General features: G+C 60.4%; 18 protein-coding genes. 10 read left to right on the top strand and 8 right to left on the bottom strand.

All coding sequences use genetic code 11. The annotated features are described in order from the left end of the window. Positions 1-271: transposase (locus BM036_RS12825; protein ID WP_143066597.1), on the bottom strand; the 271-nt coding region annotated here is incomplete at its 3' end. A gap of 173 nt (positions 272-444) precedes the next feature. Between BM036_RS12825 and BM036_RS12820 the strand changes: the two genes are divergently transcribed. From BM036_RS12820 to BM036_RS12810, 3 genes are all read left to right on the top strand, one after another. Further along, positions 445-2,109, top strand: a complete 1,665-nt coding sequence (locus tag BM036_RS12820) for a choice-of-anchor I family protein (RefSeq protein ID WP_091852805.1) — start codon at positions 445-447, stop codon at positions 2,107-2,109. A 338-nt stretch (positions 2,110-2,447) separates the two neighbouring features. Further along, positions 2,448-3,107: a YccT family protein gene (locus BM036_RS12815; RefSeq protein WP_143066611.1), complete on the top strand. Its 660-nt coding sequence runs from the start codon at positions 2,448-2,450 to the stop codon at positions 3,105-3,107. A 35-nt stretch (positions 3,108-3,142) separates the two neighbouring features. Beyond that, positions 3,143-3,997 (top strand): porin, encoded by an 855-nt coding sequence (locus BM036_RS12810; protein WP_245742616.1) that lies wholly within the window; start codon positions 3,143-3,145, stop codon positions 3,995-3,997. Positions 3,998-4,207: 210 nt separating this feature from the next. Here BM036_RS12810 and BM036_RS12805 read toward each other — a convergent pair whose 3' ends face one another. Both BM036_RS12805 and BM036_RS12800 read right to left on the bottom strand, forming a co-directional pair. After that, positions 4,208-5,374, bottom strand: coding sequence for an NAD(P)/FAD-dependent oxidoreductase (locus BM036_RS12805; RefSeq protein WP_091852799.1), 1,167 nt, complete (start codon positions 5,372-5,374; stop codon positions 4,208-4,210). A gap of 142 nt (positions 5,375-5,516) precedes the next feature. Next, positions 5,517-6,800, bottom strand: a complete 1,284-nt coding sequence (locus tag BM036_RS12800; RefSeq protein ID WP_091852796.1) for an MgtC/SapB family protein — start codon at positions 6,798-6,800, stop codon at positions 5,517-5,519. A 225-nt stretch (positions 6,801-7,025) separates the two neighbouring features. On the opposite strand from BM036_RS12800, the gene BM036_RS12795 reads away from it, so the two are divergent. The 3 genes from BM036_RS12795 to BM036_RS12785 all read left to right on the top strand — a co-directional run bounded on the left by BM036_RS12795 (position 7,026) and on the right by BM036_RS12785 (position 11,263). Further along, the gene (locus tag BM036_RS12795; RefSeq protein WP_091852851.1) at positions 7,026-9,260 is read left to right on the top strand and encodes an ATPase, T2SS/T4P/T4SS family; all 2,235 of its coding nucleotides are present in this window, start codon (positions 7,026-7,028) and stop codon (positions 9,258-9,260) included. Position 9,261: 1 nt separating this feature from the next. Beyond that, complete coding sequence (locus BM036_RS12790; protein WP_091852793.1) at positions 9,262-10,347, top strand: ATP-binding protein; 1,086 nt, start codon at positions 9,262-9,264, stop codon at positions 10,345-10,347. A gap of 88 nt (positions 10,348-10,435) precedes the next feature. Next, the gene (locus BM036_RS12785; protein ID WP_218144811.1) at positions 10,436-11,263 is read left to right on the top strand and encodes a TlpA disulfide reductase family protein; all 828 of its coding nucleotides are present in this window, start codon (positions 10,436-10,438) and stop codon (positions 11,261-11,263) included. A gap of 21 nt (positions 11,264-11,284) precedes the next feature. Here the strand turns inward: BM036_RS12785 and BM036_RS12780 are convergent, their stop codons facing one another. Next, a complete protein-coding gene (locus tag BM036_RS12780) occupies positions 11,285-12,352 on the bottom strand; it encodes an acyltransferase family protein (protein WP_091852790.1) in 1,068 nt (355 codons plus the stop codon). A gap of 146 nt (positions 12,353-12,498) precedes the next feature. On the opposite strand from BM036_RS12780, the gene BM036_RS12775 reads away from it, so the two are divergent. Next, a complete protein-coding gene (locus BM036_RS12775; RefSeq protein WP_091852787.1) occupies positions 12,499-13,566 on the top strand; it encodes a beta-N-acetylglucosaminidase domain-containing protein in 1,068 nt (355 codons plus the stop codon). A gap of 21 nt (positions 13,567-13,587) precedes the next feature. On the opposite strand, the gene BM036_RS12770 is transcribed toward BM036_RS12775, so the two are convergent. Next, positions 13,588-14,568: a ChaN family lipoprotein gene (locus BM036_RS12770; protein ID WP_091852784.1), complete on the bottom strand. Its 981-nt coding sequence runs from the start codon at positions 14,566-14,568 to the stop codon at positions 13,588-13,590. Between the two features lie 102 nt (positions 14,569-14,670). Between BM036_RS12770 and BM036_RS12765 the strand changes: the two genes are divergently transcribed. Together BM036_RS12765 and BM036_RS12760 are read left to right on the top strand one after the other, a co-directional pair. After that, complete coding sequence (locus tag BM036_RS12765) at positions 14,671-16,641, top strand: CASTOR/POLLUX-related putative ion channel (protein WP_091852781.1); 1,971 nt, start codon at positions 14,671-14,673, stop codon at positions 16,639-16,641. A 182-nt stretch (positions 16,642-16,823) separates the two neighbouring features. After that, positions 16,824-18,413 carry an isocitrate lyase gene (locus BM036_RS12760; RefSeq protein ID WP_091852778.1) on the top strand — a complete coding sequence of 530 codons (1,590 nt, stop codon included), beginning with the start codon at positions 16,824-16,826 and terminating at the stop codon, positions 18,411-18,413. 108 nt (positions 18,414-18,521) lie between these two features. Here the strand turns inward: BM036_RS12760 and BM036_RS12755 are convergent, their stop codons facing one another. Beyond that, the gene (locus tag BM036_RS12755) at positions 18,522-19,613 is read right to left on the bottom strand and encodes a M48 family metallopeptidase (protein WP_091852775.1); all 1,092 of its coding nucleotides are present in this window, start codon (positions 19,611-19,613) and stop codon (positions 18,522-18,524) included. Continuing rightward, positions 19,594-20,892, bottom strand: coding sequence for a YjgN family protein (locus tag BM036_RS12750; RefSeq protein ID WP_091852772.1), 1,299 nt, complete (start codon positions 20,890-20,892; stop codon positions 19,594-19,596). Before BM036_RS12750 ends, BM036_RS12755 begins: the two co-directional genes overlap by 20 nt. Before the next feature lie 165 nt (positions 20,893-21,057). Here BM036_RS12750 and BM036_RS12745 point away from each other — a divergent pair, with 165 nt between their 5' ends. Further along, on the top strand, positions 21,058-22,830 hold the full coding sequence (locus BM036_RS12745; protein ID WP_091852769.1) for an SLC13 family permease: 1,773 nt from the start codon (positions 21,058-21,060) through the stop codon (positions 22,828-22,830). 23 nt (positions 22,831-22,853) lie between these two features. On the opposite strand, the gene BM036_RS12740 is transcribed toward BM036_RS12745, so the two are convergent. Continuing rightward, positions 22,854-23,477: a TetR family transcriptional regulator gene (locus BM036_RS12740; protein WP_091852767.1), complete on the bottom strand. Its 624-nt coding sequence runs from the start codon at positions 23,475-23,477 to the stop codon at positions 22,854-22,856. Between the last annotated feature and the right edge of the window lie 85 nt (positions 23,478-23,562).

Here is a 23,562-nt window from a genome sequence, read left to right as displayed (position 1 = left end):
CCAGGTTGCGATGACATTCTTTTTCCAGCCGTCGGGTGCTGCTGGTCTGATTGAGGTAGGCGTATATGTATAGCTTGAGCAGATCGCCGGGATGATAAGGGCGTCGGCCTGTGTGAGCCGTCTGCGCTTTCCTGAAACCCATCTCAGACAGGTTCAGTGAATCCACAAAGGCATCAATGACGCGAACCGGGTGATCTTCGGGGACGTAATCTTCGACGCTGGGCGGAAGCAGAAGCGTCTGACTTCGGGGAGTGCCTTCCAGATGTCTCATAAAAAATAACCGCGAGCCATGTCGCGGTTATTTTGCCAGCTTGGGAGGCTGTTTTCACACAGCCTCCTCCGGCCGCCTTTTTTGTTTTTGGGGCGCTGACATGATTTCGCCCCGAAACTGTCACATGCCTCCCCTATTGTTCCGTGTCATACGTCGTAATCAACGAGGGTTTTATGACTTCACGGAAAGCACCGCTCGCAGCCGCCATCCTGGCGGCCACACTGGGTATCGCCGGGTGTTCCGGCACTGGTTCGTCCAAGGCTGTTTCCGACAGCGCCAGCCACGGCACCGCGATTGAGCTGAAAGTCCTGGGAAGCTGGCAGTCCGAAGGGGACGTCTTCGACCAGTCTGCCGCCGAGATCGTGGCCCATGACGCCGGGAATCAGCGCCTGTTTGTGGTCAACGCCAACAACAAGACCCTGGATGTACTTGATATTCGCAACCCGGCCGATATCCAGCGGGTTCAGACAATCGACGCGACCCGCGAGGGCGGCGCTGCCAACAGTGTTGCGGTACACGGCGAACTGGTGGCCGTGGCTATCGAGGCGGCCAACAAGCAACGCAACGGCAAGGTTGTGTTCTACAGCGCTTCGTCCCTGGAAAAGCTGGCCGAAGTCCCGGTCGGTGCCCTGCCGGATATGGTGACGTTTACGCCTGACGGAAAGCACGTGCTGGTTGCCAACGAAGGTGAGCCGGATGGGGCCTATAAGGTGGATCCGGAGGGCTCGGTCAGTGTCATTGATGTGTCCCGGGGAGTGGAAAAGGCGACAGTACGAACAGCGGACTTCAGGGCCTGGAGCGGGAAAGAGGCAGAGCTTCGTCAACAGGGCATTCGGATCTTCGGCCCGGGCGCCACTGCGGCACAGGACTTCGAGCCGGAATACATAGCGGTTTCAGAGAACGGCTCAACGGCCTGGGTGGCGCTACAGGAAAACAATGCGGTGGCAGTCCTGGACATCGTCGGGGCTGAAATTACCGAAATCATTCCCCTGGGCTTCAAGGATCATATGGCTGCCGGAAATGAGCTGGACGCCAGTAACAAGGATGGCGGCATCCATCTGCGTAACTGGCCGGTCAAGGGCATGTACCTGCCCGACGCCATTACCAGCTACGGCACCGACGGCCAGACCTGGTACATCACCGCGAACGAGGGTGATTCACGGGACTATGATGCGTTTAGCGAAGAGGCCAGGGTCGCCGACCTGCGCCTGGCCGAGGGTGTCTTCCCGGCCGACATTCAGGAGAAAGCCAACCTGGGCCGCCTGAAAGTGACCACAACCCTGGGTATCAGCAATGGCTGCGACCCCACGGATCCGTCCACGGATGTCGAGGCCGATTGCGAGTATGACGCTCTCTACTCCTACGGGGGCCGCTCGTTCTCCATCTGGTCAGAAGACGGCCAGCAGGTCTACGACAGCGGCAGTGACTTCGAACGAATCACTGCGCAACAGTTGCCGGAGTATTTCAACAGCAGTAACGATGAAAACGCCTTCGATGATCGCTCGGACGACAAGGGCCCGGAGCCTGAAGCGGTTGTGACCGGTGAGATTAATGGCCAGGTCTACGCCTTTATCGGTCTCGAGCGGGTAGGGGGCATCATGGTGTACAACGTGACCGATCCCCGGAGCCCGACCTTCTTGCAGTACCTGAACAACCGGGACTTCTCAGCCTCTGAAGAAGAGCTGAGGGCCGGTCGTGGCGGCGACCTGGGACCGGAAGGGCTGGCCTTCATTGCCGCTGAAGACAGCCCCACTGGAGGACCGGTGCTGGCGGTTGGCAACGAAGTCAGCGGCACCACCACCCTGTACGGTATAGAACTGACACCTGCCAGCAAGTAACCCTTCCGGTTGGCCTGGAGCGGATATACCCTCCGGGCCTTTTTTTGTACTGAACCCTGGCAGGACATTTTATCGGTGACTTCCGGTGCACGCCGATTTTGACTGTATGTGGATTTATTGACACCGGGATGCCTGGTTAAAAATAAATCAGCTCGACTGTTTTTTGATCATATTTAAAGCTGATTCCTCCGTTATTATTTCATTTGTATTGCAATAATATTGCAATTTATTTTTTGTGAATTGTGAAGTTACTTTTCTGGTCTTTGAAATATTTCCTTAACAAATCCCTTTTAGGATCGGTGTCAGTTAAAACATGATCCTGAACAAAGGGTAATTTAGTGAAGCAATTCTCCATATCAATGATTGCCGCTTCCATGCTGGTTATTGCCCCTGTCCATGCGGATGTGAGTTTGCAGTTGGGAGATGGCGTTAACCTTCATGCGCTCAATGGCGAGGCCTGGTCTGGCCAGGGTGTTCTCGACAGCAGGTCCCCGATCACGCTGGAAAACGGCACTCACCAGATTGTGGTGGATCTCACGGCTGAGCTGGGAAGAAGCCGTGATGACAGCGTCATCGAAAGCTCTGACAGCTTTGTTCTTCTGTTCCAGGCGAGCGACCGGCAACTGGTTCTCTCGGCCCCGGGTGTCGAATCCCGAAGCGAGCTGGAAGATTTCAATAATGAACCAGTGTGGCAATTAAATGACCAGGAAGGAAATAGCGTTTCATTCAGGATGGATGTTCTCAAGAAAACCGGATTTCAACTGGTTCGTGATTATGAGGAGGAGGTCGCAGACTTTAACAGGGATGGTACTTCCGAGGCCGCTTTAATGCCTCACCAGAATAATCGCGAATCTTTTTCAGTGTCCCCCCGATCAATGCCAGCCAGCGATGTGGCCGAAGACCAGGAAGTGGTCGGCCAGATGCTTCGCTACTGGTATTTGAAGGCCGATGACAAAACCAAAAGTGAAATGAAACGCTGGATTAATTCCGGCGAATAAACAAACCGACGTACCACTCAATGGAGTATTAATAAATGAAAAAGCTTCTTCTGGCTGCTGCTGTATCCGTCGCCGCTGGTTCTGCCAACGCCGCTACTGTTTACGAGAATGGTGGCCTCAGCTACAAGGTCAACGGTGATTTCCAGATCCAGTTCCGTCAGGCAACGGGTCATGAGGATGATAATCGTGCCGAAATCGAGTATGACGACCTGGAGCTGAAAAACTTCATCAGCTACGACCTGGGTAATGATCTGGCCGCGTTTGGTCGCCTGGACTTTGGTTTCAAGGACGCTGCAGAAGACGATGAAAACGGCAGCAACCTGGAAGAAGCCTTTGTAGGCCTTAAGTACGGCGTGGCCTCCGTTTCTTTTGGTAAGCAGAACTTCGCCACCGACGAGTTTGGTATCGAAGAAGCGATCGAAGTTGAGACCATTGACGAAGATCGTTTTGACGACACCGGAACCGACGGCGATGACACCATCCGTGTCGACGTTGAACTGGACAAGGTCTACTTCGCTGCCTCCCATGAAATGGATGCCAGTGACGATGACGACGGCATTGATGGCGAGTTCTATGACCTGTTTGTCGCCACTGACCTGGCAGGCCTGGAGCTTGCTGCCGCCTACCAGGTTTGGAACCCGGTTGACCTGGACGACTCCGTGGGTACCTGGGGTCTGAGTGCTTCCTATGACTTCGGTTTCATGAACCTGGCCGCCGACTACAGCGTGTCTGACTGGAGCGATGTGGGTACCTGGGAAGAGGAAGACATGACCCAGTACAACGTCGCCGCGGTTTTCCCGGTTGCCAGCACCACCGACGTGGCACTGGGTATGGGTAACAAGGACTCTGATGCCTGGAAGAGGACATCACTGAGTGGTATGCGAACGTAACCTACAAGTTCCCGGCCCAGAAGAACGTCAGCGTATTCGCAGAGATCGCCCAGAGCGATGAGGAATACGACGATGGTGATGACGCCGAGCTGGGCTTCCTGGCCGGTATGCGGGTGAAGTTCTGATTCGGGAGCTTCAACCGGTTTGTGCCTTTTGCATTTGACTTGAGTTGACGACGCTTCGCCGGCCCCCTGGGCCGGCTTTTTTGTTTCAGGCGGGGCGCCAGTAAGCGGTCTCGCGGCCGACGGGGGCTGGCGTTGGCAGGTCCAGGGGCGGCACCTGCTGGTGCAGGAACCAGCGCTCGGCGACCACCCTGCGGGTAAACCAGTGGGATTTCATCAGGCTGGCGGCCAGGGGGACCTTTACCCAGTCAGGCACCAGTACGCCATTATCCTGGTTCATGGAGCGAGTACCAAAGCGACGGGCGATGGCTTCTCCGTAGGGCTGCAGGCTGCGGGCGGTCAGGTCCGGTTCCGAGCGGATGACATTGGCTGCGATGAGGGCAGACTCCACTGCCGGACGAATGCCCTCGCCACTTTGCCCGAAGGCCAGGCCGGCTGCGTCTCCAATCAGAATCAGGCCGTCGTCTACCAGTGGGCGTTCGGCATGGTCGTATAGCAGGTAGGCATGCCCCTTGAAGCGTCCGGGCAGGTCAGCCGGAATCCGGCCCTGCTGCTGCATATGCGCAATGAATTTTTCCAGGTGCCTCGACAGGCGGCGCGGGTCTTCCCGTCCCAGGCCCACGTTCAGGTGATTGGCCTTGCGGAAAATCCAGGCATAGCCTCGCAGGTCACGGCAGAACCAGAGCTCTGGACGGTCGCCCCGGGCCCGGCAGTCGGCGGCCTGCGAGGGGGTCATCTCGAACTCCATTTCCTTGGCGGTTACGACGCTTTCCCGGCTACCGGGGCCGGCGCCAATATACTGGGCAACCGGGCAGAAGTGGCCTCCGGCACCAACCAGCAAAGGAGTTTCCCAGCGGTGGTTGATCACCCAGTTGCCATTGGCCTGGTATATGGATTCTATGGGTGTGTTCAGCGCCTGGTCCGTGCGGGTGCGGCTGAGCAGGTAATGGTCGAACTCGGAGCGACGTACGCCATAGCTGACGGTTTCGCCATGGTCGTTCTCAACGGCCCGGTTGCCGATCATGCCAATGCGGAAGCCACGGATAGGTTCCAGCACATGGTCCCGGCCATAGTCTCCAGGTGTGATCTGAAGTGCATCGAAAACGGCCGGAGTTACCCAGCCGGCACAACTCTTTTCCCGTGGAAAGCGGGCCTTGTCGATCAACAGGATCCGTTTGCCGGTATTCTGCAGGGCCCAGGCCAGTGTCGAACCGGCAGGACCACCCCCGACGATAATCAGGTCGTAGTAGTCCATCTCAACGGGCCCCGTGGCATGGCAGACGCAATGTCAGCATGTGGCTGGCTCCAGCTTTATTGTTATTGGCACATCTGGTGATGTCTTAACTTTCGTTAACGCACACAGTATAGAAAATGATCGGAATTTGTCACCTGATTGTTCAGAACAGGCTCCACGCCACTGCCAGTCCGGCAGTCAGTGATATCGCCATGGGTAGCCCCACCAGAAATCCCAGGCGCACGGTGCCGATAAAGGCAGCCATCATGGATTTCACCAGGTTATTGACGGAGGCGGCGATCACAATGCCCAGCACTGCCGTGGCCCCGGCAATGCTTGCCAGTGACATCCGGGTCAGGGACAGGGTGATGGCGTCTACATCGGTAATGCCGGATGTGGCCGCCAGCACGTAGATACCCAGATCCCCCAGCCACTCACTGAGCCATTCCCCCAGCAACAGGATCACTGTGAGCAATACTCCGAATACCAGTGCGGACTTCAGGTCCAGCGGGTTCTGGCTCAGCTCGGGCTGATTCACTCGGATGTTGTGCCGGTGGCTGGCCCAGATCAGTCCCGCAGCCAGGTAAAGTACGGCCGCCATGGTCAGCACAGGCCCCGTCAGCGCAGGCAAAAGCTCGCGATTGATGATGGCGCCGTAAATCAGGATGCGGGGGAACATGGTACCGCAGGCAATCAGTATGCCCGCTGCGTAGATGGGGCTAAGCTCCCCGTTGCGACGTGACTGACGGGCAAAGTGCAAGGTCAGGGCCGTGGACGAGCTCAGTCCGGCAAACAGGCTGGTAAACAGGATTCCCTTTTCAGTCCCGCCGACCCGGATGGCGAAATAGCCGACGAACGACACCGATGCGATCAGCACCACCATCCACCAGATCTCGTAGGGATTGAGGACGTTACCCGGCCCCATACCCCGATCCGGCAGCAGGGGCAGCATGACAACGCTAATCAGGAGCAGTTTCAGGGCCGCGTCCAGTTCGTGTGCCTGGAGTTTATTCAGGGCCCCGTGTATTTCTTCCTTGTTATCGAGAATCAACGCCGTGATAACCGCTGCTGCCGCCGCCAGGGCCATATCCACCGCTACCACCATGGCGCCGAAGCAGAAGGTGAGCAGCAGGCCGATAATGCCGGTAATGCTGTAGTCGCCGGTTTCCGGGGTGCGGGCCCGGTAAGACACCAGGGTGGCGCCAATAAGACCCAGCAACATGACCGGGAAGGCCCAGGGCGTAAGGGTCTGGCTGAGCAGCGCTGCAATAGCCCCCAGCAGGCCGGTGAGGGCATGGGTACGGATACCGGCGATTCGCTTGCCAGGCTCCCTGGCCCTGGCCTCCCAGCCCCTTTCAAGACCGATCAACGCCCCCAGCAGCAGGGCGACAGCTAGCTGGATCGCGATCTGGTTGTTATCCAGGAAGGTGCTTGCAACATCATCCACAGCGCGTCAGGTCCGGTCTGGTAAAATTGCTTATCGGGTATCCGGGCGGGGCATGGTAATCTCGGATAAAACGGTCTGGTGCTAATTGCCCGGGCCGCCCGGCCCTGAATCCTGGACAAGCATAACGGATGAGGCCGTGTTCCGTGAAACCAGGCAGCTGCCTGTTGTTCCGTTTTGTTGCTGGCCCGGCCGGCAACCTGTTGTCCGGAGAGTGCTGTGACTGCCATGACCTCCCGCGTAGCCGAAGCGCTGCGCCGTGTCCCTCGCCAGGCCTTCGTTTCATCCGCTGACCTGGAGCCGCAACTTTCCGGGCACAGCATTCCCGGCCGTGCGACGGTCAGGCATGTGCTGGAATCCCTTCCGCCGTTGCCCGCTGATAGCCGGGTTCTCCATGTAGGGGCTGGTTCCGGCTATGTTGCGGCTGTGCTGGCCAGGCTGTTCCGCCAGGTGGTGGCAGTTGACCGGGACCCCGTCATGGTTGAACTGGCCTCCCTCAATGTCCATGGACTTTCCCTGGACAATCTGGGCTTCCGTCAGGGCGATGCCGAAGAGGACCTGGCCCTGGAGCAACACAGTTTCGATGTCATCCTTGTGACGACCTTTCTTGGGTCCACCGATGCCCTTGTTCCCCTGCTCCGCGAAGGCGGCTCACTGTTCTGCCTGGAAGCCGTGCCGGAGAGTGCTCCGGGGCTGGTTCACTACCAGCTTCGCTCCGGAGTCCTGCAGCGGCAGGGCCAGCTGTGCCGTGTGGATTTCCGGCGAACTACGGAAGAGGCACTGATTGACCTCGGCCTGTTGCAGGAAGGGGCAGCTGGACTTCAGGTTCCGCCAGGAACCACGCCACTGGGCCAGGCGTTGAAGAACCCGGCGGTGAGTGAGCGGGAAGTCTACCACAAGCTGGCGGCCACCCGCCGCGGCCTGACCCTGATTGAGCTGGACACACTGTTGCCGGAAGTCGACCCGGGCCTGTTTGCGCGCTTCTCCCGGTCATTCCTTGAGCATCACCGTCTGATTCCGGTGTACAAACGGGACCGGCAGTTGTTTGTGGCCAGTGATAATCCCGACGCCCACCTGGACGCGATTGCGCATCTCACTGATGTCGAGATTTCCCCGCTCCTGGTCACACCAACAGACTTCCGTCGGTTATGGTCCCATCTGTCCATTTCCGAGCGGGGTAACGAGGTATCGGCTGCAGCCCAGGCCCAGGCTGACCGCAGCACGGGGGAGTCCCTAGAGGCTGGCCGGGAAGGTGAGGTTACCCCCTACCTGGTCTCGCTCTACGAAGGCATTCTGCTGGAAGCCGTGAGCCAGCAGGCCAGTGACATACACATCGAACGCTATGGAAGTCGGGTACGGGTAAGGTTACGGATTGACGGCGAACTTCACGACCTGGACCACTACCGGCTGACACCGGCACAGCTGCTGGGCGTGGTCAATGTGATCAAGCTGCGGGCGGAGCTGAATATCGCAGAGCGTCGATTGCCCCAGGGCGGGCGTTCGCGGCTCAGGTTTGGCGACGTCAGCTTTGATCTGCGGGTGCAGACCCAGCCCTCTTTGCATGGCGAACACGTGGTGATCCGGCTGCTCCGTCAGACAGGCCGGGCCATGACCATGCAGGAGCTGGGTATGTCCTCCAAGCTCGCCCGCAAGTACCAGCGGTTGCTGGACAATCCCGCGGGGCTGGTGCTGGTAGTGGGGCCCACCGGTTCGGGCAAGTCCACCACGTTGTATGCCGGGCTGCAGGAGCTGGCGGATGATGGTCGCCGCAAGGTCATCACTGTCGAAGATCCCATTGAGTATTCCATCGACAATATCCAGCAGACCCGGGTGCGGCCGGAAATCGGCTTCAGTTTTGCCGACGCCATGCGCTCGTTTGTGCGCCAGGACCCGGATGTGATCCTGGTGGGGGAGATCCGCGACCAGGAGACCGCGCTGGAGGCAATTCGCGCGTCCCAGACCGGCCATGTCGTGCTCTCCACCCTGCACTGTAATGACAGCGTCGATGCCCTTCAGCGACTCTACGACCTGGGCATTCACCCCAACTCCATTGCCAGTGAATTACTGGCCGTTATTGCCCAGCGCCTGGCCAAGCGGATCTGCCCCGATTGCCGCCGGCCGGCTACCGCGGACCCCACCGTGATGGCGGAGCTGTTCCCGGAAGGCGCGCCGGCGGATTTCCGCTGCTTCGAGGGCGCTGGCTGCCCCCAGTGCAAGGGCCGTGGTACCCGGGGGCGCATCGCGATGGTGGAATTCCTGCAAGTAAACCGGGATATCCGCAATGGTATTTCCCTGCAGCCGCCTGTGGGCGAGATGCGCAGCCTGGCCCTGGACGCCGGGCTTATTACCATGCGTGACAGCGCCCTGGACCATGTTATTCAGGGCAACATTCCATTGTCCGAGCTTCCCCGCATTCTGCCGGAAGACCGGATGAGTCCGGAGAAGCGGGGAGGCCGTCGTTGACATGAGCAACAAGCGCAAACAGAAACTGCCGGCGGAGCTGGAATTCCACGAGGAGCTGGAGCGCCTGCGCCAGCAGGACCAGCACCCGGTGCCGCCGGGTTGGCGGATGTCACCGGTGGCGGTGGAAACCTTCATCCAGGGTAATGAAGCCCTTGGCGTAGCCCGCAAGTTCGTGTGCCCGCCGGGGGTCATCAAGCGCATTGTGGTAGCCCTGTGCACCAACCGGGGCGCGCTGCTGGTGGGGGAGCCCGGCACGGCCAAGTCCTGGTTGTCGGAGCTGATTACGGCCGCTGTCAGTGGCGATTCCTCGCTGATTATCCAGGGCGGTGCGGTGAGCAACATCAATCAGTTGCTGTACACCTGGAATGAGGCCATCGTCCGTGACCGCGGCCCCTGCGTGGAGGCGCTGGTGCCGAGCCCGATGCTGCGGGGCATGCAGCAGGGCCGGTTCGTACGGTTTGAGGAGATCGCCCGCTGCCCGCAGCCCCTGCAGGATTCAGTGCTTGCGCTGCTGTCCGACCGGGTCATTACGATTCCCGAGCTGGAGGGTGAGGGAGGGGTCATCTACGCCAACGAAGGTTTTAATGTCATCGCAACCTCCAACAGTGTCGACGAAGGTGTGAACCGGATGAGCGCTGCCCTCAAGCGGCGTATGAACTTTGAGACCATCCAGCCCATTAACCGCATCGAGGACGAGCTGGACGTGGTGGTTCGGGAAACGGACAAACTCAACCGCAAGGGCGGCGTAGACGTGCGCCTGCCGCCGGAGATCACCGAAATGCTGGTAACGGTCTTCCACGAGCTTCGTACCGGGCAGTCCCTCAGTGGCCGTAGCACCGACCGGCTCGCCGGCGCGGCAATGTCTACGGCGGAAGCGGTCAACGTAGCCCACGCCGTCTGTGTCAATGCCTTCTACTACAGCGACGGCGTAGTTACCCCTGAGAGCCTGATGCACTTCATCCTTGGTTCCGCTCTCAAGGATCACCCGGAAGACCGGCGCCGGCTGCAGCACTATTTTGATACCGAGATAGCCGAACGCCCTGGAAGTCACTGGCGGGCGCTCTATGCCCATCGAGACCTGATCTGATTGTGGTGGGTCGGCACCGGGAGGGAACCCGGGGCGCCGGATCCGGTCAGAGCCGCCTCATTGCGAACAAATCCGACCAGAGGCGCGTATGTCCATTCTGTCCCAGACGGTATCCCTTGGCCCCCTCGGCTTTACCCTTTCCCAGCTGTTGATGGTGTTCGCCCTGATGGTGGCACTGGTGGTGGGCGCGCTGCTGGGCCGGCGCCACCGGGTGGTTGTGAGTGATGCCCTGTTCACCCTGATCCTGGTGGGTTTTGTGGCTGCCCGGGTGGTGTTCGTTCTGCGGTACCGCGAAAGCTACGATAGCCTGCTCGCCATGATCGATATCCGGGACGGTGGCTTTGATATCACCGCGGGTGTGATTGCTGCATTGCTGTGGCTGTGCTGGCGTAGCTGGCGGAGCCAGACCCTGCGAAGGCCGCTGGCGGCTGCGGTGCTGTCCGCCGTCGTGGCCTGGGGTGGCCTGAGTGGGCTGATCCTGCTGATGGATAACCAGGCCAGGCCGGTGCCCGGGCTGGAGCTGGCCTCCATGGAAGCCGGACAGGTCAATCTGCGGGCGTTCCAGGAGGATGCGGGGCGTCCAATGGTGGTGAATCTCTGGGCCACCTGGTGCCCACCCTGTCGCCGGGAAATGCCGGTGCTGGCCGAGGCCCAGACAGAGCGGGATGATATCGACTTTGTCTTCGTGAATGTGGGCGAAGAGCCGGAAACCATCAATGACTTCCTCGGATCGGAAACCCTCGAACTGCAGAACATCCTGCTCGACCGTAACAACCGTCTGGGCTCAATGACCGGCGCCCATGTCCTGCCAACCACCCTGTTCTACAACGCTGACGGTATGCTGGTGAACAGCCACACCGGTGAGTTGTCCCGGGCAACCCTGCGCCAGGGGCTGGAGAAGCTGGGCTCCCGGTAATGGCTCAGGTGGGGGCCGGGGTCAGGGCAGCGATTCCGGGGCCCTTGCTGTCATCAGCGGCATCGGCGCGGCGGGTTTTGCCTCCCGGCCCTTACGCATCTTCCGGAACCAGCGCAGCGCCGGTTTTTCGATGCCGTAATGGATTATCGCTGCCAGGCTGAAGGCCATCAGCAGGGCCAGTCCGACACCGGCCCATCCCGGTAACGCCAGCCCGTAACTCCAGCCGATCACACCATAGCCGACATTCTGGTGCACCAGGTAGACTGCGTAGGACAGGCTGCCCAGCCACAGCAATGGGCGGACGGCCAGCCGGTCCAGGTAGCCATTCACCGCAAGGGCAAATACCCCGTGGCAGCCCAGGACAAAGTAGCTGAACGGTGCCTTGTAGGCCACCAGGCAATGGCCGATGCTCAGGGCCAGTAACAGCCCGTCTGCCAGTGACAGGTGATGATAACGATGCCAGCGGTAGAGCAACATTCCGGTCACGAACAGCGGAGCATACCGGACGAACAGCAGGTCCTTGACCAGGAATTCCATGGCAGCTGGAATCTCCTTCCACCACAGGACTCCGATGTAGCTCACTGCGACCCAGGCCCACAGCAGTGGCCGGATCCGGGACCACTGTCGCAGGGTGTAAAACATCAGGCCGATCCAGACGTAGAAGGTCGCCTCGATGACCAGGCTCCAGTAGGCGCCATCCACATGGGGAAAGCCCAGGTACTCGTGCAGCAGCGTGGTATTGAGCAAGGCACTTCCCAACCCTACCGCCCGATCGTCGGGGCCTAGGGCGGCGACGAACAGCCAGGTAATGACAATGCCGGCCCAGAGGCCGGGTAACAGCCGCATGGAGCGGGCCATGGCGAACCAGCCCGCGGAGCGGGTGCGCTCAAGGGTCATGAAAATGACGAAACCGCTGAGGATAAAGAACAGGTGCACGCCGTAGCGGCCGAACTCCAGCCATGCCCAGGGTGTAAAGCTGTGGCCGTAGAGCTCATGGTAGTAGGGCAGGTAATGGAAGAGCACGACGGCGAGGGCAGCGATGCCGCGCAGTGCGTCCAGGGCCTGTAACCGTTGCTGAGAGTCACCCATGATCGTTATCCTCCCTTTGATTGAAGCAGTATATCGGAGGCTTGGCGGGCGCCGAACGGCCTGGCTATACGATCCGGTTGCCTGCGGCTTACGCTGGCGTAAGGTCCGTAACGGCTGAACAACCACCATGAACCGGGGATGCGCGGATGGTTCCAGATCTTGGAATAATGGAAGGGTTCTATGGGCCCATGTGGCAATGGGCGGACCGGCGGGAACTGATGGCGCTGTTGCAGCCCCATGGCTATAACTTCTACTGGTACGCCCCCAAGGCCGATCGCTATCTGCGCCGGGCCTGGCAGGAGCCTCACCCGCCGGAAGCCGCTGAGGCAATCGACGGGTTTGCCCGCTGGTGTGATAACAAGGGGATCGCCTTCGGTGTCGGGCTTAGCCCCTGGGAGGTTTTCAATCAGTTCGACGGGGTGGCAAGGCGTGCCCTGTCGGACAAACTGTCGTTCCTGGAGTCCGTGGGCGTCAGTCGCCTCGCCATCCTGTTCGACGACATGAAGGCGGATACGCCGGACCTGGCCTTGCGGCAGGGGGAAATTATCGACTGGATCAGCCAGCGCACCGGCTTCCGGCAACTGGCCGTATGCCCTTCCTACTATTCCGATGACTCGGTACTGGACCGGGTGTTCGGCCAGCGTCCGTCTGGTTACCTGGAAGATCTGGGCCGGGCCCTTGATCCAGACGTGGATATCTTCTGGACCGGGGAGGAAGTCTGTTCCCGGGAAATCTCCCCGGGCCACCTGCGCCGGGTGGCCGGCCAGTTGGGGCGCAAGCCGACGCTTTGGGACAACTATCCGGTGAACGACGGCGATCGCATGTCCCGCCACCTTCACCTCAGGGGCTTTACCGGCCGTCCGGCCGCCAATGCCGGCCTGGTCAGCGGCCACGCCATCAACCCGGCCCTGCAGCCGCAGCTGACCGCCATTCCGGCCCTCACCCTTGCTCTGAGCTATCAGCGGGGCGAGGACTATTGTTACGGAGAAGCCTTCCGGGAAGCCGCCCGGACCGTGGTGGGAGAGGCCATGGCGCAGCAACTACTGGCGGATTTACTGGTTCTCCAGGACACCGGATTGCACCGGATTGGCCCCGAACGGCTGACATTCCTGAACGAGGCTTACAGGAGCTATGACCAGCCCGCCGCCCGGGAAATTCTGCGGTGGTTGGCAGGTGAGTACCAGGTAACTGACGAGATGGTTCAGACCCAGTAACCTGCGTGCCGCCACCCCCCGTCAGCTGCAGTCGGGGGTAGGGCGGTTGCGGAATTGTTCCATCATCTGTTGTCGCTCACGGTTCTCGTCCCGGTACCTGGGTGGTAATGGCCACAGTTGGTACCAGTAGTCCCCTTGCACGACGGCAGGCTGGCCTTCTCCTTCCCCCATGAACGGCGTCAGCACCCGAACCTCGAGCCCCGGGGCCCGCTGCTCCAGGATGGCTACCAGCCCCTGACGTTGCTCACTGTGGAAGGTGCCGGTGATCATCAGCACCTGGTGGTCCGGAAAATCCTGCCGAGCCTTCAGGATCTGTGCGGCCATGGTGCTGTCCCGCAATAACTGGGCAAGGTAGGTGTTTTCCAGCCTTTCACGGTTTTCGGCGGAGTGATCGCCATGGCCGCCACCGAGGGTTTCGAAGAAGCGTTCGCGGTAACCGGGAACCTGTGGGAACGGCTCAGATGGCAGTGCCTGGCGGCGGTCCTCGGGCAGAGACTCCACGTAGGCGGCGCCCTCGCGGCCTGTGCACCGGACCAACTCCGACGGAGCGTTGGCCGCAATCACCGGTATCCTGTGCTGACGGGCGTACTCCATCAGCGGCCGGTAAGACCCCCGATAGTTGTCCCAGGCGCTGGCATCCTCGATCAGTTCATCTTCGCCGAGTTTATCTCCCAGGTAACGGTCGATAGCCGCCTGTACGTCGGTGTTGAACGCTTCCATGGCCAGCACCTGCCCTGGGCGGCGTTGATGGAGGCTGGCCTGTAAACGGGCCTGCAGCAGGTGGGCGCCCTGGTGGCCATGGAACTCGCCAATGACGACCACGTCGGCGGTGGCCAGGTCGTCGACAAGGCGACTCAGGGGGACAGGTTGTTGCTGGTGGTCCCTGACGGTGGTGTCGTAGAAGGTGACTGGCGCGCCAGGGTCCTCGGCGGGTGGCATTGCGGTACAACCCTGCAGGAGCAGGCCGAGGAAGGCGGTGGTTATCAGGCCGGTAATCTTCATGGTCGCATCGTGCTCCCGTACAGGTGGTCTTCGCCTTTGTCTCGAGGCAGCAGGCGCTAACTGCGTTATTCTATAGGGCATTGTTCACCAGGCAGAGATTCTATGCTTCCCTTTCGTATTGTCGATCGCGTCAAGTTCCTTGTTGAACGCCAGCTGGTCAAGGGCGCTGGCTTCCAGTTGCTGGTGGTGGCTGCTTTTATCGCCATTATCTCGTTCATCGGGGGTATCCTGGTGGTGCCCCTGGACGGCGACTTCGACCACATCGGCAATGCCATCTGGTGGGCCTTCCTGCGACTTACCGACCCTGGCTACCTGGGCGACGACGTTGGCGCCTGGCAGCGGATTGTTTCCACCCTGCTGACCATCAGCGGCTACGTGGTGTTCATGGGCACCCTGGTGGCTATCCTGACCCGCTGGTTGATTGCCCGCATGGACGAGCTGGAGCGGGGCCTGACACCGGTTACCCTGAAAAACCATATTGTTGTCCTGGGATGGAGCAGCCAGACCCTGCCGCTTCTGTCTGAACTGCTCGGCTCAACCGGTCGCATGCGGAGGTTCCTGGAGAAACACGAGGCGTCGCGGCTCAACCTCGTCGTGCTGGCCGAAGAGGCCAGCGCTGAACAGGTACATGAATTACGAATGGAACCGGGTATCGGGTCAAGGGCGCGGCAGGTCATCCTCCGCTCGGGCCTTGCCATCCAGCCGGACGCCCTGCACCGGGTGGCCTGCCTGGATGCGGCGGCGGTGATTGTGCCCAGCTCGGTCCATGAGGCGGGCAGCCTGGTCACCTCCGATGTGGAGACGGTCAAGGCGTTGTTATCCATTGCCGCCCAGGCCCGGCACTTCCAGTCGCCATTACCCTTTGTGGTGGCAGAGCTGCAGGACGTCCGCAAGCTGCCGGTGATCGAGCGCGCCTATCCGGGGGCAGTGGAGGTGGTAGCCGGTGATGTCACCATCAGCCGGTTGATGGTCCAGAATATCCTCCACCCGGGCCTGTCCGAGGTGTACAACGAGCTACTGGCGGGTGAGGGCGGCAATGAGCTCTATGTTCGCAGCGGCGAACCCGTTGCCGGTATGACCCTTGGCGAACTCTCAGCCCAGCGGCCGGAGGCCATTGTGCTGGGTTTGTTACAGCCGGCCGGCCAAGGCTGGCAGGTACGCCTGGTGGCTCCATCCGACACCCGGATCGAAGCCGTGGACCGGGTCGTGCTGATGGCCCGGTCCTATGACGCTACCGAAGCCGATAGCCACAAGGCAGCGCTGCCTGAGATCCGTCGCAATCCGGCCAGGATGCCCCCGGTGCCGGCAAAGAGTCGCCACAGGGTCCTGGTGCTGGGATGGAACCGCCGTGTACCCAGCCTGGTGGCCGAGATGGCCAGTTATGGACACAGTGACTTTGAAGTGGATGTCGTGTCAGTTGTGCCGGCCAGCGAACGGGAACGGGCGATCAGCCGGTATCCCGGTGTGAATGGCGGCGTCGGTTGCCGTCACCTGGAGGCGGATTACATGGTTGAGGAGGAGCTGCGCCAGGTGGCGCCGGCGGACTATGACGCCATCCTGCTGGTGAGCAGCGACCGGCTGGCGTCTGGGGAAGAGGCGGACGCCCGTGCCATGGTGGGGTACCTGCAGCTCGAAGACCTCCTGTCGGAGGGAAGTCGCCGACCACAGCTGATCATGGAGCTGAGCGACCCGGATAACCGTCAGCTACTTTACGGCCATCAGAGCGAGATGATGATCAGCTCCATGATACTCAGCCATGTATTGGCACAGGTTGCCCTGCGCCGGGAGCTGCGAGTGGTACTGGATGAACTGTTCACCGTTGGTGGCCCGGAGATCCAGTTCCGCGACCCGTCCGATTACCCCCTGCCGGCCAGTGCTGATTTCCTGCTGCTGGAGAAAACCCTGGCGGCGGAAGGGGAGGTGGCCCTGGGTATCTACCGCAAACAGGCCGATGAAAGAGGTCATCGCCTGCAGCTCAACCCGCCCCGGCGGGATTATCTGGAGCTGACGCCGGGAGACCGCCTGGTAGTGCTGGCCGTCAGCGTTGATACACCGGACCCCGGTATCTTGTAAATCAGCGTGTTATGAAAGCACTCCTGCATTCATAAGAAAAATGCCGGAAATAGATAATATAAATTTCAATTATGCTTCGTTAGTGACTAAAGTAGGCCCACTCTTCGGTGATCTGCTCAAATTTTGAGCGGGATGCTGGTTCACTGCAAGACCATCAACCCTCAACTGCAAGGACTGAGACCATGCCTTACGCAAAAGACGTTGACCAGATTGCTTCTATCCTGAAGCAGAATCCGACCTGGAACGCTATCAACCCGAAGCATGCCGCTCGCATGCGCGCCCAGAACAAGTTCAAGACCGGTCTGGATATCGCCAAGTACACCGCCAAGATCATGCGCGAAGACATGGCGAACTACGACAAGGACACTTCTCAGTACACCCAGTCCCTGGGTTGCTGGCATGGCTTCATTGGCCAGCAGAAGATGCTGTCCATCAAGAAGCATTTCGGTAGCACCAAGCGCCGTTACCTGTACCTGTCCGGCTGGATGGTTGCTGCCCTGCGTTCCGAGTTTGGTCCGCTGCCTGACCAGTCCATGCACGAGAAGACTGCCGTATCCGGCCTGATCGAAGAACTGTACACCTTCCTGCGCCAGGCGGATGCCTGGGAACTGAACCACCTGTTCCGCGCCCTGGAAGAAGCCGAAAACGCTGGCGACAACGCCAAGGCTGAAGAGCTGATCAAGCAGATCGACAACCACGAAACCCACGTTGTGCCGATCATTGCCGACATCGATGCCGGTTTCGGTAACGCAGAAGCCACCTACCTGCTGGCCAAGAAGATGATCGAAGCCGGTGCCTGCTGCATCCAGATCGAGAACCAGGTATCTGACGAGAAGCAGTGTGGCCACCAGGACGGTAAGGTAACTGTTCCGCACGCTGACTTCCTGTCCAAGATCAACGCCGTTCGTCTGGCGTTCCTGGAGCTGGGTGTTGATGACGGTGTGATCGTTGCCCGTACCGACTCCCTGGGTGCTGGCCTGACCCAGAAGCTGGCTGTTACCGACGAGCCGGGCGACCTGGGCGACCAGTACAACAGCTTCCTGGACGGCGACTACATCGAGGATGCGTCTGAAATCAACAACGGCGACGTTGTGATCAAGTCCAACGGCAAGCTGATGAAGCCGAAACGCCTGGCTTCCGGCCTGTTCCAGTTCCGTCCGGGCACTGGCGAAGACCGTGTTGTCCTCGACTGTATCACCAGCCTGCAGAACGGCGCTGACCTGCTGTGGATCGAGACCGAGAAGCCCCACGTTGGCCAGATCGCCAGCATGGTTAACCGCATCCGTGAAGTTGTGCCCGATGCCAAGCTGGTCTACAACAACAGCCCGTCCTTCAACTGGACCCTGAACTTCCGTCAGCAGGTATTCGACGCGTGGAAGGAAGAAGGCAAGGACGTATCTGCCTACGACCGCGCCAACCTGATGAGCGAAGAGTACGACAGCACCGAGCTGGCTCAGCTGGCCGACGAGTGGTGTCAGAACTTCCAGCGCGACGCATCTCGCGAAGCGGGCATCTTCCACCACCTGATTACCCTGCCGACTTACCACACTGCGGCCCTGTCTACCGACAACCTGGCCAAGGGCTACTTCGGTGACGAAGGCATGCTGGCCTACGTTGCTGGCGTACAGCGTAAGGAAATCCGTCAGGGTATCGCGACTGTGAAGCACCAGGACATGGCCGGTTCCAATATCGGCGATGACCACAAGGAGTTCTTCGCAGGTGAAGCGGCTCTGAAGGCCGGTGGTAAAGACAACACCATGAACCAGTTCTGATCGAACCGTTCGTTGTCTGGTCCGGGCTCCCGCGGGAGCCTGGCACCACCTGACAAAAAGGCCGGCAGGAGATGATCCTGCCGGCCTTTTTGCGTATTGACGTTTGGGTTACTGTGCGGAGGCCCGCTCGAATTGCTCGATTCGCTCCCGGGTCAGGGGGTGGGATGACAGCGCGCCGCCAATACGCTCGCCCCAGCCATTACTGTCCGTGTCCGCGCTTCCTTTCTCTTTTCTCTGTTGGTGAGAGGCCTCCAGGCGGAGCATCAGGTTGCTGAAATGGCTGGGTTCCAGGCCCTCAGCCAGCATCAGCTCCAGGGCGTAGGCGTCTGCTTCACGCTCCATACCCCTTGAGTAGGACAGGTTCATCAGTAGCGCCGGGGCAACCACGACCATGTCCGACGCGGCGGAGAGGTCGCCGGTCATCATCACGATCATCCAGCCAACCAGAGACGATTGCACCACGCCCCGAAGGCCGTGGTTGGCCACGACATGCCCCATCTCATGGGCCAGCACCGCTGAAAGCTCGTCCGGGTGTTTCGCCAGTTGCACCATGTCGTCGGTAAAGATGATGGTGCCGTCGGGCAGGGCAAAGGCGTTGGCGCCGATACCTTCACCGCTGCGGAACATCACCTGAAAGCTGTGTTCCGGTTCGCTGGCCAGCAGCGGGGTGAAATGGGCCTGGAGTGACCGCTGGCGCTCGGCTGGAAGCCCGGACGGAGACAGCATGAAATCGTCCATCTGCTGCAGCGTTTCCTGAGACATCTGGCTTGCCAGTTCATCTGGCAGGGCCCGGGCGACCAGCGACGACAGCGCAGGAATGCCGTGGGTAAACGTCAGTACCGTGACCAGAGTGGTGGCAAGTGCGGCAGCCAGGATCAGTCCAAGGTGGTTTTCCAGCCGGTGGACCAGCCTTGCACCCAGGCCCTGATGAATCCGCCGGGAGAGAATGTCCACCTGGTCGTTCTCGGTGGTTTCGAACACTCCGTCGTCCGGCAGGTAAAGATAGCGGGGGGTATTGCCCACCCGGGGGCTCAGGGTGACCTCCCGGGATGTGAGCTCACGGCGGTGTTCCGCGGGACCAGTATCTAGCTGCAGCCGACCCTCCGCCAGCGAAAGGCGGGCAGGGCGGCTGCGCGAGTCGGTGCCGGTGTAGAACCGGCCATGTATGGTGAGACCGGGCTCAGATCGCGGCGAAGCCAACGTCGAATGCCTCCCCGAGTTCTTCACCTAGGGCGCTGGTACGGCGGCTCTCGGCGGCCACGAAGTGGTCCAGGTCCCCCTGGATTGCCATGCTGGTGCGATCGGCCCGATACCTGGCCAGGCGCACCTTGGCCCAGGGCAGGTAAAGGCCCAGGGTGATAACGGTGAGGAAACTGTTGCTGACCAAGATCCAGGCCAGGCGGACGGGCTCCAGCTCGGAGGTGAGCTGGTGGTCAGACAGCTCGGCGTGGTTGATCATCAGGTTCGCCAGCCCGGCCTTGAAGTAGCCGAACAGTCCCAGGTAACCCACAGCACCGATGATCGGTCCAATAACCGGGTTTATCATGGACAGGACGATGGCTGCCACAATCACACCGATGGCAATCAACAGCCCGATTCCGAAGAAACGATAGTAGGTGCCGGTGGCTCCATGCCACTGGAAGGGTGTTGTACCGTAGCGACTGCCCTCTACCAGAAACTGATGTCCCTTGCGGGCGATCAGCGGCGTCAGCAGGAACAGGCAGAGCGCGTTGAGTACAGGCCAGATCAGCGTGAGCATCAGCGCGTCCAGGTAACGACCCTCAAAGTCGAAGCGTACGTTGCGATAGGCCGTGTTGATGGCATGGAAACGCAGCGAGCGCACGATAATCCAGGGTGTGCCAATCACCAGCAACACCATGAGCAAAAGGCCGATAACCGGGAAGAAGGCAAAGGCCGCGGAATACAGGATCAGTGCCGCCAGGGCGATCAGCCGGCCCTTGAGGATGGTGGTGGGCCTGGCGAGGAACTGGAAGCTGGCGCCGTCCAGTTCGGTGTTGCCATAGAAATACTGCAGGTTGCGTACCTTGGCCCAGGCAGAGTAGATGCCAAGGGTAACGATGGTCAGCAGGATGTTGACGATCCAGATACCGAAGTATTCCTTGCCATTGCCATTGAACCGAAAGCCGGCGATACGTGGTTCGTCATCTTCGCGGCCGGATCCGGCGGAACCTGTCGGTTTGACGGGGGGTACGGGAGGTGTCGGCGGAGCAGCGGGGGCCGGGGCTCTCATGGCGACCCGGGTCGCTACGATGCCGGCCCGCTGCATGCGGTTGAGATAATTGTCTGCGGCACCCGCATCAAGGCCGGACTTCATGACGACTGGCTGGCCGGAGAAAAGGTGTTCCAGCCTGGCATCTGAAAGGCTGAACAGTGCCCGGATGTTATCTCGGGCCTGGTCCGGCGAAACGCCCTCCGCGACACGTCCTTCGAATACGATCTTGAACTGCTGCTCTGACATGGCATTCCCTTGCTGAGAGTTGTTGGGTGCTGGGAGGGTAAACCCTTATGATGAACGATATATTAACTGACTGTCATAATGCGGCCGTGATGTCAGACACATTTTTCTGACATGATTCCGGGTTAAGCCTCTGTTTTACTGACAAATCGGGAAGGATCAGGGAAGTTGACCACAGATCAGGGCATAGTGTTTGCGGTATTGCTGGCCACCCTCGGGCTGTTCATCTGGAACCGGATCCGGTTCGACCTGGTTGCCATGCTGGCACTGCTGGTGGTGGCGATAGCGGGCTTGGTGCCGTCGGCGGAGCTCTTTGCAGGCTTCGGCCATCCGGCGGTGATAACGGTGGCAGCGGTCCTGGTGATCAGTCAGGGGCTGGTGAATGCAGGGGTGGTGGACAGCATTGCCCGGGTACTCGGCCGTGTCGGCGACAGGCCGGCCGTCCAGGTCGCAACGCTGACGGGCGTGGTGGCCCTGTGTTCCGGTTTCATCAATAACGTGGGCGCCCTTGCCCTGCTGATGCCGGTGGCGGTCTGGATGGCACGGCAATCCGGACGGTCGCCCTCCTACCTGCTGATGCCGCTGGCGTTTGGCTCCCTGCTCGGCGGCACCATGACCCTGATCGGTACGCCCCCCAACATCATCATCGCCTCCTACCGGGAAGGTGGTAGCCATTTCGGGCTGCTGGATTTCCTGCCCGTGGGGGCGGCCATTACCCTTGCCGGTGTCGCATTCATTGCCCTGATCGGGTGGCGGCTGACGCCACGGCGAGGAGAGGCGGATGAGGGCGAAAAACTGTTCAGTGTTGGCGATTACCTCACCGAGTTGCGGATTCCCGAAGAGTCGGACTACATCGGTCGCCCGCTCCATGACCTGCTGGCGGACAACCGCGATGACGCTGACCTGGCAGTGGTGGGGCTGATTCGCAACGGCAAGCGCCAGCTGGCTCCCTCCACTTACCAGGTGCTGCAGGCCGGGGACCTGCTGCTGGTGCAGGCGGATACGGACAGTCTGCAGGCGGCGGTGGACAAGGCCGGCCTGGAGCTGGGGGAGGACAATGGCGATAACCGGGAGGACCTGGACCAGGACGATTACCGGATTGCAGAAGCCGTTGTGACCCCCGAATCCTCCCTCATCGGCCAAACGGCCAACCGTCTGCGGTTGCTGGAACGCCAGGGCCTGGTCATCATCGCGGTGGCGCGTCAGGGGCATCGACTGAAGGAAAGGGTGGGGCAGATTACCCTGAGGGCGGGGGATATATTGCTGGTTCAGGGAAAGGACGACACTCTCAATGGAGCCCTGCGGGATATTGGTTGCCTGCCACTGGCGGAACGGGGCCTGCAGTTTGGCACCCAGCGCCGTACCTGGATCGCCGGCAGCATTTTCCTGGGGGCTATCGCGTTGATACTTGCCGGTTGGCTGTCGGCCCCTGTGGCACTGGTTGGCGCGGCGGTTACCATGGTGCTGGCCGATATCCTGGACACCGCGGAGGCTTACCGGGCCATCGACTGGTCCATCATTGTTCTACTGGGGGCCATGATCCCTGTGGGTGGTGCGCTGGATTCTACTGGCGGCGCAGGCCTGATTGCGAATCAGCTGATGGCGGTCGGGCAGGGGCTCTCCCCTGCGGTGCTGCTGGTGGTGCTGGTGGCTGGCACCATGTTGCTGTCCAACGTGGTTAACAACGCGGCGGCTGCCATACTGGTGGCGCCCATCGCCCTGAGTCTCTCGTCGCAGTTGGGTATCGCCTCCGATGCGACCCTGATGGCCGTGGCGGTTGGTGCTTCCTGTGCCTTTCTGACTCCCATCGGACACCAGTCCAATGCCCTGGTGATGGAGCCGGGCGGTTTCCGGTTCGGTGATTACTGGCGCCTCGGGTTGCCGCTGTCGGTGCTGGTTGTCGCTATCTCGGTACCGGTGATCCTGCTGGTCTGGGCATGAGCCCGGCGCAGGACCGGGCGCTGTCAGGGGTGGTCCACCACGCTTACACCTGGCCGAAACAGCCCGCGCAGGATCACGTCCACCAGCGCCGGGGTCTGCTGAGCGAGGTCCCATTGGCTGGGGGCTTTCAGCCAGTCGAAGTAAATCCCCGTGAAATACGTGTGCATGGACATGGCTGCCAGTTCCGGGCTGACCCCCTCCAACAGCAAGTCTTGGACCCCGGGGGTGCTGAAGTACTGTTTGAGAAGCTCAACAGACCTGCCGGCTAAGCGGTCCTGGGCGGCCAGTCCGGTATCGGATTCGGTGCGCAGAAACAGAATGGAAAATACCCGGAAGTTATGTTCACTGGTGGCCAGCTGGCGGAGCGAGTCGATACAGATCGCCCGCAGGGCGGTAATGTCCCGCCGGTTCTCCAGCAGGTCCTCCAGCCGGGCTGTCATGGGGTTGCTGACCCGGCCAAGCATGGCCTCAAACAGGTCCTGTTTATTACGGAAGTGCCAGTAGATGGCACCTCGGGTCACACCGGCGGTGCAGGCAACCTGCTCCAGGGATGTTCGGGCAACGCCTTTTTCAAAAAAGACCTGTTCTGCCGCATCGAGAATGGCTTCCCGGGTTGCTTCGGCTTCCGCCTTGGTTTTTCTGGCCATGGTGGTCCTGGTTATAGAAAAGACTGGCCGCCAGCAGGCGACGTCAGGCAATGGTCAGTTGGCCCATTGTAGCCAGTTATTCGTT

Origin of the sequence: Marinobacter segnicrescens (assembly GCF_900111555.1) — a bacterium.
In the GTDB taxonomy this organism is placed as follows: domain Bacteria; phylum Pseudomonadota; class Gammaproteobacteria; order Pseudomonadales; family Oleiphilaceae; genus Marinobacter; species Marinobacter segnicrescens.
Note: the sequence above shows the minus strand (reverse complement) of the source record. Positions and strands in the feature narration are given on the sequence as shown.